We start from the raw sequence: 13,046 nt of genomic DNA on the forward strand, positions 1-13,046 counted from the left end.
CTGCTAGTTTATATACCTAAACAATTTTCAACTCTTAAATCTTTTTGAATAAGGCTACAATAAGAATATCCAATGTCTTCAATATTAGTTTTTTCTCCATTTGCTACTTCAATTACTTTATCAAAAATTCTTTTTCCAACTTCATCAGCTGATTCTAAACCTTTCATTATCTTTGTAGCATCAATATCAATATCCTCATTGATTAAATCTTCATTTCCACTTACACGTATAACTGGAACGATTGGATTATTAAATCCAGCTGCTCCGCTTGTCCATAAGATAATTTGAGCTCCAACTGCTGCAAAGTGCATTGCAGATCCACCACAAAGCATTGTTGCTTCTGATAAATACATTCCAGGTTTTGTAGGTTTCTCATGACCTTTATTGCTAAATTCTAGAATTCCTTGTATTGGTTTTGTTCCTGTCTTATGAAGTGCCCCAAGTGACTTTTCTTCAATTGTTGTAAGTCCACCTATACTGTTTCCTACACTCATAGTTTCAAGGTCTGCACCTGGTACGCTCCATCTTTTTTCTTCATCTGAAATTAGCTTTTTAATCTTTTCAGCAACTTCATCATTTACCGCTCTCTTACATAAAACCTCTTCACAACCTATAAGTTCAAACAATTCACCTGATACAGCTGTTGAACCTGCATCTACCAATAAATCAACTGCTTTCCCCACACTTGGATTAGATGCAATACCAGAACTTGTATCTGAGCCACCACATTTAACCCCAACAATTAATTTTGAAATATCTACTGGTTCTCGTTTGAATCCTTTAGCAAACTCTTCTATTTCCCTTGCTAATTTGATTCCTTCTTCTATAGTTTTTCTTGTCCCATTACTCTTTATACAAGTAATCGTTTTCGCCATTCTACCAGTTTCATTAATTGGATCAGCTACTAAATTTGGATCAATACTTCCACATCCCATAGCTAATACTAATGCACCAGCAACATTAGGATTACATCCCGCATTAATCATATTGCTTAAAGTTTCTTCATTTCCTCCTAGCATACAAGTGTAGTAATTTGTAACTACTACAGAATTATCTACTTTTTCAGAAATTTTTCTTGCAATACCTTCACAGCATTCATCAACTGCAATAATTAAAATTAAATTTCTAACACCTACACTGCCATCCGGTCTTACATATCCGTTAAATTTCATGCTTAACGCTCCTCCACTTATTACATATTAAAAAATAACTAACCTACTTTAATCCCCATCTGTTTAATAATTTCTTTCTTAGCCATTTCTGGTATATCAACTCTGTTACTTTTTACATTATGCACATGAACTAATCTACCTTTTGATATTGCTTTAATGCTTTTCCCAATTATATGACCATATTTAGAAATATTTTCACCTTCTTTTATATCGTAAAGAGCAATCTTATTGCCAAAAGGAATCGATTCAATTGCTTGAATTTCGCCTAGTTTGTCATTTTTTTCAGAAATTATTTGAACCACTTCATTTAAATCAATATTTTCTAAAGCAGTTGCTACGTTATCGTCATTAGACTTTTTTATTGCCTTTTTCATTCAACACACCTTCTTTCATTTTTGATTTCGTAATTTATATATAGCAATATACGTGCCAATATTTTTTTATCCAATTTACTTGGTTATTTAACTTTATAATCACAATTACTCATTAAATTTGAGTCATTTTTGAATCAAAATCATCATATTTGACTCATTTTTCAACTCATACGAATAATTATTTAAATAAAAAAAAACGGCTATTAAACCGTCAATTAATAATTATTTATTTTATTTCTGAAGAACAATATTTTCGTATAAGTCTAGATGCTTTTGTTTGACTAATATTCAAACACTCTGCCACTTTTCGAGAAGTTTTAAATTTTGCATAAGCTTTTGTGATTAATTTTTTTTCAAATTCCTCTACAGCTAAATCAAAAGTTTCAGGTAAATGTCTATCATTATCTGATTTCTGATCTCTAAAAAAAATCTTAGGAAGATCACTAATTTCTATCATAGGATTAATAGATGTAACTACTAATCTTTCAATTAAATTTTCAAGCTGTCTTACATTTCCTGGCCAGCTGTAATTAACCAAAAATTCTAAACATTCTTCTGATATAAAGCGAGTATACTTATATTTCTTATTAAATTTATTGATAAAATAATTGCTTAACGCTACAATATCTTCTGTTCTTTCCCGCAAAGGTGGAATATCAATTTCAATTACATTTAATCTATAATATAAATCTTCTCTAAATTTATTATTTTCTACCATCTCAAACAAATCACGATTAGTTGCTGCTATTATTCTTATATCAACATTTTTTATTTCTCTGCTTCCTACTGGAATAAACTGCTTATCCTGAATTACGTGTAATAGTTTAGCTTGAAGACTAGGCGAAAGCTCCCCTATTTCATCTAAAAACAATGTCCCCTTATCAGCCAATTCAATAAGACCTACTTTTCCTTCCTTAGCTGCTCCTGTAAATGCTCCTTTAGAATATCCAAACAATTCTGATTCAAGTAAGTCCTCAGGTATTGCTGCACAATTTATAGTTAATAATGGTCTATCTTTCCGATTACTATTTTTATGTATATATTTTGCTATAACTCCTTTACCAGTACCGGATTCTCCTTGAATCATTATTGTAGAATCTACTTTAGCAACCCTTTTAGCTAGACTAAGTAGTTCTTTTATTTGTTTACTTCTAAAAATAATTCTATTTCCTGATAAATCCGTAGTATGTTCATGAAAATCATATGTATCCTTTTTATTGTCTATATTTTCTTCTAACTCTTTTCTCACTACAGATATCTCATTTATGCCGTCTCTAACACTCATTACTACAAACTCAATTTCTTTGTTTTCATTAAAAATCGGTACTGCAGTAGTTGTTAATGTTTCTCCAAGATAAGATTTTTGTTGTATGGTCATTCGCCTTTTTTCTTTATATATCATAGGTAATACAGATGGATGCCAACATTCAAGTTCTTCTAATTTCCAAAATGTCTTTCCAATAATTTCAGATGGTTTCATTCCGTAATGCTTTTCACATGCCTTATTTACATAAATTACATTATAATTATTATCATAAACAAAGATTTCATCAAAAGCATTATCCACAATCCTTTTTAGTTCTTCAAAAGATAACTTATTCTCAAGTACATCTTTTTTCTGTTCTTTTAAGTTGATTTCATCCACCATTCTCTTACCTCCAATTACAATACTATAAATATATTATACATCATTTGACATGTTTCTATATAAGCTAATATTTTTTGTAATAAAAAAAGACAGTGATTGCACTGACGCTATCTACTATCTTTCTTTATATTTTTACGATTTTATTTTTGCAAATGATCCTCAAGCCAAAGTAATAACTCATTTATTACTTCGTCTCTATTTAGTTCATTTAACATTTCATGTCTTCCATCCTTATAAAGCTTGTATGTTAAATCTTTAATTCCTTGATTTTTATATGATTTAACAAGTTTTAATACCCCTTTTCCATTTTTACCTACAGGATCTTTATCTCCTGAAAAAATATATATTGGTAAATCTTTTGGCACTTTACTTATTTCTCTTTTATCTGCAATTAGCCTTAAACCTCCTAATAAGTCATAGAAAAACCCGGCTGTAAAAATTGTACCACAAAATGGATCTTCTATATATTTATCTACTTCTTTTTCATCTCTACTTAGCCAATCAAATTTTGTCCTATTTGGTTTAAAGCTTTTATTATATCCACCAAAAGATAATTTATCTAGCCTTTCACTTTTTGCACTTCTTCCTATTCTTCTTATTTCTCTTTTTGCTATAAATCTTCCAATGTCAGCCATAATTCCTTGACTACCATTTGACCCAGAAAATATTACTCCCTTTAACTCTTTTCCGTAAAGGCAAATATATCTTTGCGTTAAAAAAGATCCCATGCTGTGTCCTAGTAGAAAAATTGGAAGTTTATCATTCTCTTCCTTAATAATTTTAGTAAGCTGATACATATTTTCTACCATAGCATTAAATCCATCTTCGCCTAAATCACCAAGTTTTTCTATTTCATTTGCTGTTTTACCATGTCCTCTGTGATCATTTGCATATATAATATATCCCTGCTTTGTAAAATTCTCAGCAAGTCTCTCATACCTTACAGCTGTTTCCGCCATTCCATGAGCTATCTGAAGTACTGCTTTAGCTTTTATGTTTTTGTCTGGACTCCATTTATAAACGAAAATTTCAAGACCATCTTTATCTTTAAAATTAAAACTTTCCTTTATCATGTAAAAATCCCCCTTATAGTATTAATTTTAATCTTCAAAATTAAATACTACAAGAGAGAATATAATAATATTGCAAAGTACTATTATTCTACAGCGTACTTTTCTTGTTCCATAGTTAATTTTTTCATTTCATTAATCATTAAAATAGCTGTAATAACCGTTGCTCCAAAATCAGCTACAGGGAATGACTTCCATATGCCTGAAATCCCTATATATTTTGGCAATATAATAACTAAAGGTATAAAGAATATTACTTGTCTAAGTAATGATAATATTAATGATGGCATAGCCTTACCTATAGATTGAAATAAGGTAGATCCTACTACTTGAATTCCAATAACAGGCACCATTAAAACTACAACTCTTAATATATCAGCACCATTTTGTATAAACTCTGGTTCTTTACTAAAAGCACTCATAATTGGGGTTGAAAATATTTGTGAAAATAAAAATCCTCCAATAGCAATAACAGTAGTAGCCATAAGTGATAGCTTTACAGTCTCTTTAACTCTATCCATTTTTTTTGCACCGTAATTAAATCCAACTATAGGCTGCATACCTTGTACTACCCCAAATAGTGGCATATATAAGAACATAGTTATTTTATTTACTGTACCTAAAATAGCAATATCTAAATTTGTTCCATATATACTTAAAGATTTATTTAATATTATAGCAACAATACTTCCTGCTATTTGTCTAGCAAAAGCTGCTGACCCTACAGCAAAAATTTCTTTTAATATACTTATATCCGGCTTCAAATGATGAAGTTTTATCTTTAAAAGACTCTTTCCACTATATAAATATGTCATAACAAAAATGAATGATGAAAATTGAGAAATTATAGTGGCTATAGCTGCACCCTTTATTCCCATATTAAATATAAAAATAAAGATATAGTCTAAAGGAATATTTAATCCTGTACCTATAACCATAGAAAGCATTGCTACTTTAGCATTTCCTTCAGCTCTAATCAAATTATTAGAGGAAACTGAAAAAGCATAAAACATAGTTCCTATAAAAATTACAGAAATATAATCTTTTGCATAAGGTAAAATTTCTGGTGTTGCTCCAAAAAAAGTTAATATGGGCGAAATAAAAATCAACCCTAATATAGAAATCATAGCTCCTACTACTATAGCACTTAAAAATGAGTTTCCTGCTACTTTATCTGCTCTCTCTGTATCTCCCTTTCCCAAATTTATAGATACAGCAGCAGCAGCCCCTACTCCTATAGCTAGTGCAAAAGCCATTATTAGCATTTGAATTGGAAAAGCTATAGTAAGTGCACCTATTGCCAGTGTACCTACTCCTCTACCTACAAAAATAGTATCTATTATATTGTATAATGCATTTACTATCATACCTATGGTTGCAGGTAGCGATAAACTTATTAAAAGTTTTTTTATTTCTTCGGTTCCAAGTCTTGTACTTCTCTCCTTCACATAATCACTCCTTAAAATTAATTAGTTTCTTTTATATGTAATGCTGCATTTTCAGCCATTTTTTCTAATAAATTCATCACTACTTCTTTTTCTTCAACATCAAAATCTGTTGATATTATATCTGTCCATCTCCTTAGTATTTTAAAAAGTTTAGGTTTAAATTCTAAAGCTTTTTCAGTAAGATAAATTTTATAGGCTCTTTTGTCCTCTTCATCTTGTTTCCTAACTACATAACCTTCTTTTTCTAATTTTGCTATAGCCCTTGCTGTAGTTCCTTTGTCCATATATAAGATTTTACTAATTTCTTCTTGACTTATCCCATCTTTTTTAAATAATGCAAGTAAAAAAGAATATTGACCGCCGCCTATGTTATACTCTTTTAGTTGTTTTCCTATATAACACTGTTGATATCTGTATAACATTGATACCCATCTTCCTATAGATTTATTATCACATTTCATCCTATGTCTTCTTCCTCCTATCACATTTAATATTTCTCTTCTTTAGTATAGTTGCAATAACAACTATTATCTTTTCACATTATATGCTACATTAGTTGTTATTGCAACTATTTTTATTGTTTTATTTATCTAATTTTATATTGTCCTAATAAGAAAATCATATATGCAACATATCAAACCTAATAAAAATAGAGCCTAGATAACTATCTAGACCCTATTTTTATTTAATATTTTATATTAATTTTCCTGAATTTTTAAATATACCATATCAAATTCTTGTTTAATTTCCTCACTTGGTTCTTTAGTTAGCAAACTAACAATAACAATCACAATTACAGAACATATAAAACCTGGAACAATTTCATAAAGATCAAAAATTCCCCCTGATAATGATTTCCATACTATAACTGTTATTCCTCCAGTAATCATTCCTGCTAAAGCACCACTTTTGTTCATTCGTTTCCAGAATAATGATAAGATAATTGTAGGGCCAAAAGTAGCTCCAAAGCCAGCCCATGCATAAGATACAATATTTAATATTGAACTATTCTCATCCAATGCTAAATAATATGCTATTATTGCTACAATAGCAACAGCTATACGACTTACCCATACTAATTCTTTTTCACTAGCATTTTTTCTAAATAAAACCTTATAAAAATCCTCTGTAAGGGATGATGCTGTAACAAGAAGTTGAGAATCTGCTGTACTCATTACCGCTGCTAATACTGCAGCCATTAAAATTCCCCCAATAACAGGATTAAACATTTTACTTACCATTATTAAAAATACTTTTTCACTATCGTTCCCTATTAATGGTGTTTTAAGATATACAAGTCCTACCATTCCAATTATCACTGCTGCAGCTAATGAGAAAGCAACCCATATCATTGCAATCATTCTTGCCTTTTTTACTTCCTTTGCTGATTTTATAGCCATGAAACGAACTAATATATGAGGTTGTCCAAAATAACCTATTCCCCAAGCTAAAGAAGATATAGTACCTATTAATGACAGAGAAATTCCCTTTGTATCCACAAAAGGATTTAAAAGATTAGGATTTATACTTTTAACAGCATTTACAGTTTCATTAATTCCACCTAAACTCTTTATTCCTATTATAGGAACCATTACAACAGCAGCAAACATCATTATTCCTTGAAAAAAATCGGTCCAACATACAGCCATAAAACCTCCAAGAAATGTATATGCAACAATAACAATTGCTCCTATTGTTAATGCTTTTATATACGATATTCCAAAAACTGTACTGAATAATTTTCCTCCAGCTACAAAACCAGATGATGTATAAAATAAAAAGAATATCAAAATGAAAACTGCAGAAATTATTCTTAAAATCTTTGAATTATCTTTAAACCTATTTTCAAAGTAATCTGGTAGTGTAAGGGAATCTCCTGAAGTTTGAGTATAAACTCTCAAACGTTTAGCTATTACTTTCCAATTTAGATATGTACCCACTGCAAGTCCTATGGCAATCCATATTGAATCCATTCCTGTCAAATAAGCAGCACCTGGAAGTCCCATAAGCAGCCATCCACTCATGTCTGAGGCTTGAGCACTCAGTGAAGTTACCCATCCACTTAACTGCCTTCCTCCAAGAACATAATCGGATAAATTCTTAGTTCTAAAATAAAATACTAATCCAATTGCCATCATAGCAAGTAAATAAATTATAAACATTAAAATAATTATAAAATTAACTTTAACCAACTATTCTCTTCCTCCATCTTTTAATTATTAATTAACCTATTCAAAACTTTGCTTATGTAAAAAATAAAAAACTACTTTCAATAGTTTTTTACTTTATCACATTAAACTATGCAATAATTATAATCAAATCCTGCATTTTTGTCAATAAGTGCTATGATACATAGTATAAAAAATAATAGTTATCAAACATATATTTATTATAGATTATAGAACTTACGAATGATTATTTTTCAAAAAATTCATTTATTTATTTCATTTAAAAGAATAAAGACTTAAAACCCTTAAGTTTTAAGCCCTCATTCTTTTAAATTATTTATTTTTATTCATAAACTCTTCAATTTCTTCAACAGTTTTAATTATATTCTTTGAAAGATTTTCACATCCATCTTCAGTTACTAAAAGATCATCTTCTATTCTAATTCCAATCTCCTCTTCTGGAATATATAATCCTGGTTCATTTGTAAAAACCATACCAGGTTTAAGAATGTCTCCTCTATCCCCAACATCATGAGTATCTAATCCTAAATAGTGGCTTACTCCATGGAAATAGTATTTTGAAAGCTCTTTATCTTCTTTTATAAGTCCAAGTTCTTTACATCCTTCAGCTAAAACTCTTTTTGCTATTTCATTAAGTTCTGCAAAAGGTACTCCTGGTTTTACCGCTTTCATAACTTCTTCATTAGCTTTTAATACTGCATTATAAACTTGTTTTTGTCTTCCTGTAAATTTACCTGATACAGGGAATGTTCTGGTTATATCTCCATTATAGTAATTACATTGAGCCCCTAAGTCAAATAAAATCAAATCATTCTCCATACATTTTCCATCATTTTCAGAGTAATGTAGTATTGTACCATTCTTTCCTGCAGCAGCTATAGTTTTAAAAGCTTTATCTTTTACTCCTTCTGATGTAAGAACATAATCAAAATATGCTTCTACCTCGTATTCCATCATTCCAGGCTTTGCATTTTTCATCATTTTTTCAATTCCACGTTTTGTGATACCAATGGCTTTTCTTATCTCTTCTATTTCTTCTTCTTGTTTAATAGTTCTAAGCTCACTTATGTAATGGTAAATATTTTTTATATTTAAATATGGATATTTGTCTCTAGCATTTTTTGCAAAGCTTTGTGCCTCTGTCATAGGGAGATTCCATTCTTGTCTTTCAAGATCCAGATATACTTTATCATAATTAAATCTCGAAAACATAGAACTAAGAGAATTATAAAAATTCTTAGTATAATCTATAGATATTACACCTGAAGCCTCCTGTGCTTCCTCTGTTGTCATCTTTTCTCCAATCCATCTAGCCATTACCGGATCTGATTCTTCTATAAATAGAGTTTCTTGCACATTACCATTTCTTTTAGTCATCATTAGTATAATATTTTCTCTGTTTATACCTGTTAAATAATAAAAATTTCTGTTAGGTGTAAACGGATATGTTTCGTCAGCAGATTTGTATGGTGCTGTACCTGCAAATAATATTACTATAGAATCATTTTCAATCTTGCTCATTAATTTTTCTCTATTTTTAATGTAAAATTCCTTTTTCATAAGTATCGCCTCCAATACTTATTTTACATCATAAGAATAATAAAAAAAACCTTATCGTCAATAATACAACTAAAGATTTTACCTAATTATTGGTTAATAAATTAATTTCACTTAACTTATCATGGAGTTTTTCAAATAAAATTCCCACAACAAACCATACTGGAGTATAATCTAATCTTATTAATCCATAAATAGAAAATGGACTTCCACTATAATCCCATGGAGTTATTCCTAATATATACTTAAGTAATCCTCCGCTAATAAATTCTGTAAAAAATATTAATAGAGTATACACACCTCCTCTTGCTATAATTGATAGGTGTCTAATTCTGTTATGAACAAACTCAAGGAAAACCGCTAGTCCATATATTGGCAGCATCCAAATAGATGTATATCCTACCATATTTATGTCTCCATTAATCAAAGCCCAAAATCCATTCCAAAATACCTCCATACATAATCCACTAAGTCCATATATAATAAATCTTTTTCCCATACTTATATACTTTGCATTTAACTATTAATTATTCTTTATATCAACTTTCTAAATTTAATTTTCTGATTAAGTGATAGTTAGTTTAAAATTTTATAATTCCCTATAGAATAAAAAAAGTGCATATACTCAATATAATTAAGTACATACACTTTATAATCTATAAATACAAAAGTGATATTCTTTTGAATATCACTTTCTTTAAAATTATCTGTATCACAGATAATCTATTAGTGTCAATTATAGTCTATTAACGTTAGCAGCTTGAGGTCCTCTAGCACCTTCAGTTACTTCGAATTCAACTTTTTGACCTTCTTCTAAAGTTTTGAATCCTTCTGTTTGGATAGCTGAGAAATGTACGAAAACGTCATCTTCTCCTTCTACAGATATAAATCCAAATCCTTTTTCTGCATTAAACCATTTTACTGTTCCTATTTTCATTTAAAAATCCTCCTAAAAAAACCATTTTACTAATGTAATGAAATAATATTATCATATATATTCTCTTTTGTCAATCAATACATTATTATTAAAATATTAAATCTAATGTATTTTTAAATTCAATTATATATAACACCTCACTTCATTACATTCATATATTTTTCATTCTTATTTTTGCCATATTTTCATTTATTATTCACAAAAATAATTTTTTTTTGAAATTTGGAATATACTTCTCATTTATACAAATAATAAATTCAGAGGTGATAAAAATGCATTATATTGCTGTTGAAAAAGGATTAGACAATGTGACAGATTACTTGATACAACAAGGTTATAATATCGAAGAATTTTATGAAGGCATGAAAAGTAATCCAGAATACTTCAACAAATTTGATGCTGTAGTATCAAGTGACTTAGACAGAAATATATTACAAATAACCGATGAACGTACTACGGCTTCTGGTATCAATGCAGGTATTCTTGGAACACAAGAAGGTCTTTCTTCCGTTTCAGCAATAAATACTGGTTTAGTAAATGAAAATAACATAGGTTTACAAGAAGATTTTACTTCTGTACCAATAGTATCTGCTAATGCTATGACACCAGAACAAATCCAAGAAAAAATTGATAACTTAAAGTAATCTCAAAATATAAAGGGTTTAGTGTTTATTAATCACTAAACCCTTTATATTTTATAATTATTTTTAAATTACTAATTTATCAATAAAATTTCACCATTTTGTTACCATTATATTTATTGGTAAGTTTATACTAAATGTAATATAATGTAATAGAAAGTAATTTAAAATTTAAAAGAAAGCTGGGATAATGTTGAAACACTCAAGAAAAAAACATAAAAGAAAGTTTATTTCACTATTAATATTCTCAGTAATATTATTTTCAACTGGTTTTTTTATTGGAAATAAACATTTCAACAGTACAATTGTACAAGCTTCTAATAGTTCTGAAGATAGTAATGTTAATCTTGCTAAAGAAACTTCCTCAAATAATATAACTGATGAAAAAGCTGAAAATAATACACTTGTAAACACTAATACTGCTGAGAAGATTACATCAAAACCTGCTAGTACTTCCATTACACCAAATAGTAATTTAGATAATAATAAAAAAGCTTCAGCAGATAATGTACAAGCACCTAAGATTAAACCTACAGGAGATAAAGAAGTTTTTTTAACATTTGATGATGGTCCAAGTAAAAAAGTTACTCCTCAAATACTAAAAATTCTTGATAATTATAATGTAAAAGCTTCCTTTTTCTTAGTTGGTAGAAGTGCTAAAACCTATCCCGATTTAGTTAAAGAAGAAAAGGCTAAAGCACATGCTATATGTAACCATACTTATTCACACAATTATGGATATTTATATTCAAATCCTAATAATTTTATAAAAGACGTAAAAAAATGTGAGGATACCTTAGAAACAATATTAGGAACTGATAGCAACAAAATCATACGTTTTCCTGGTGGAGGCTTCTATAAAAAACGTGCTTCATATAGACAAATGGCTACAGACAAAGGATATAAGCATATAGATTGGCATGTAGAAACTGGAGATGCTAGAGCAAATCACGTTCCTGTAGACAAACTTTTATCAAATTTAAAAGAAGAAATGAAGAATTGCTCTGAAAAAAATAAAAAACATGTAGTTGTATTAATGCATGATATCGGAACAAAACAAACGACTGCAGATGCACTTCCACAGGTTATTGAATATTTTCAATCTCAAGGATATACCTTTAAAACTCTTGAGGAATATCCATTTTAAGAAACAAGTCAAAATTTATGACTTGTTTCTTTTTTTGCCTGTTCTCTTGCATATATATCACATAAACTATTTTCAAAATGACCACTATGCCCTTTTACCCACTGGAACTCAATATATTTATTTTCCGTAATCTTATCAAATTCTTTCCAGTATTCTATATTTTTTGCCTTTTCACCATTTGCTGTATTCCAATCATTTAGCTTCCAGTTAACAATCCATTCAGTTAATCCTTTTCTAACGTATTGACTATCTGTTATTATTCTTATTTTTTTTACATTATTTAAAACCTTTAAGCCTTTTATGGCAGCCATAAGTTCAATTAAACTACTACTCTTTATCTCTGTTTTTTCTGAATAAATATCATAATTTCCTTTTAAATCTTGTATAAGGACTGTATAAGCTCCTCTATTGTACTTCTCCATAAAACTTCCATCAGTATAAATTTTGTATATTCTCTCTTCTCCATCATCTACTACAAAACTATCATTTTGTCCATTTCGCTTATCTAAAACAACTATTTTACTTCTATCATTAAATGCTGCTACATCTTTCTCATCTCTAAGCACTATTTTTACTTTGAAACCTACAAAAAATGTATCTTTCCTTTTATTATGAAGTATCTTTCTAAGCTGATATTCATTTTGTTTCAAATATTCACCTACCCTATCCTGATTCAAAAACTCTAATTTTTTTTCATCAGGATTAAAAGATATATCTGTATAATTTTCTTCTTTATTGTCTGTTGTTATTCTTATTTTAAAATAGCCATTTACCTCTTCTATAATTTCCATTAAAAATATAAACATTTTCATACCATAACCTCTTATATAATATATTTGTATATTAATTCATTATGTACTACA

13 protein-coding genes are annotated in these 13,046 nt (G+C 29.0%); 2 read left to right on the forward strand and 11 right to left on the reverse strand.

Features of this window, described 5'->3' with window-relative positions:
• Positions 1-8: 8 nt before the first annotated feature.
• From OXH55_RS04965 to OXH55_RS05010, 10 genes are all read right to left on the reverse strand, one after another.
• Positions 9-1,172, reverse strand: a complete 1,164-nt coding sequence (locus tag OXH55_RS04965; protein ID WP_268048438.1) for a UxaA family hydrolase — start codon at positions 1,170-1,172, stop codon at positions 9-11.
• Positions 1,173-1,210: 38 nt separating this feature from the next.
• A complete protein-coding gene (locus OXH55_RS04970; RefSeq protein WP_268048440.1) occupies positions 1,211-1,546 on the reverse strand; it encodes a UxaA family hydrolase in 336 nt (111 codons plus the stop codon).
• Positions 1,547-1,772: 226 nt separating this feature from the next.
• Entirely contained in the window at positions 1,773-3,194 is a 1,422-nt protein-coding gene (locus OXH55_RS04975; protein WP_268048442.1) for a sigma-54 interaction domain-containing protein, read from the reverse strand.
• A 140-nt stretch (positions 3,195-3,334) separates the two neighbouring features.
• Positions 3,335-4,267, reverse strand: a complete 933-nt coding sequence (locus OXH55_RS04980; RefSeq protein WP_268048443.1) for an alpha/beta hydrolase — start codon at positions 4,265-4,267, stop codon at positions 3,335-3,337.
• An 83-nt stretch (positions 4,268-4,350) separates the two neighbouring features.
• The gene (locus OXH55_RS04985; protein ID WP_268048445.1) at positions 4,351-5,712 is read right to left on the reverse strand and encodes an MATE family efflux transporter; all 1,362 of its coding nucleotides are present in this window, start codon (positions 5,710-5,712) and stop codon (positions 4,351-4,353) included.
• Between the two features lie 17 nt (positions 5,713-5,729).
• Positions 5,730-6,173, reverse strand: a complete 444-nt coding sequence (locus tag OXH55_RS04990; RefSeq protein WP_268048447.1) for a MarR family winged helix-turn-helix transcriptional regulator — start codon at positions 6,171-6,173, stop codon at positions 5,730-5,732.
• 237 nt (positions 6,174-6,410) lie between these two features.
• Entirely contained in the window at positions 6,411-7,874 is a 1,464-nt protein-coding gene (gene putP, locus OXH55_RS04995; protein ID WP_268049024.1) for a sodium/proline symporter PutP, read from the reverse strand.
• A gap of 339 nt (positions 7,875-8,213) precedes the next feature.
• Entirely contained in the window at positions 8,214-9,461 is a 1,248-nt protein-coding gene (locus tag OXH55_RS05000; RefSeq protein WP_268048449.1) for an aminopeptidase P family protein, read from the reverse strand.
• A gap of 82 nt (positions 9,462-9,543) precedes the next feature.
• Complete coding sequence (locus OXH55_RS05005) at positions 9,544-9,957, reverse strand: putative ABC transporter permease (protein WP_268048450.1); 414 nt, start codon at positions 9,955-9,957, stop codon at positions 9,544-9,546.
• 237 nt (positions 9,958-10,194) lie between these two features.
• Positions 10,195-10,395: a cold-shock protein gene (locus tag OXH55_RS05010; protein ID WP_268048451.1), complete on the reverse strand. Its 201-nt coding sequence runs from the start codon at positions 10,393-10,395 to the stop codon at positions 10,195-10,197.
• 272 nt (positions 10,396-10,667) lie between these two features.
• Between OXH55_RS05010 and OXH55_RS05015 the strand changes: the two genes are divergently transcribed.
• Positions 10,668-11,039, forward strand: coding sequence for a YkuS family protein (locus OXH55_RS05015; RefSeq protein WP_268048453.1), 372 nt, complete (start codon positions 10,668-10,670; stop codon positions 11,037-11,039).
• A gap of 187 nt (positions 11,040-11,226) precedes the next feature.
• On the forward strand, positions 11,227-12,183 hold the full coding sequence (locus OXH55_RS05020; protein ID WP_268048455.1) for a polysaccharide deacetylase family protein: 957 nt from the start codon (positions 11,227-11,229) through the stop codon (positions 12,181-12,183).
• An 8-nt stretch (positions 12,184-12,191) separates the two neighbouring features.
• On the opposite strand, the gene OXH55_RS05025 is transcribed toward OXH55_RS05020, so the two are convergent.
• Positions 12,192-12,995, reverse strand: a complete 804-nt coding sequence (locus OXH55_RS05025) for a ribonuclease H family protein (RefSeq protein ID WP_268048457.1) — start codon at positions 12,993-12,995, stop codon at positions 12,192-12,194.
• Positions 12,996-13,046: the final 51 nt, after the last annotated feature.

Origin of the sequence: Clostridium ganghwense, from assembly GCF_026735165.1 — a bacterium.
GTDB classification, from domain to species: Bacteria; Bacillota; Clostridia; order Clostridiales; family Clostridiaceae; genus Clostridium_H; species Clostridium_H ganghwense.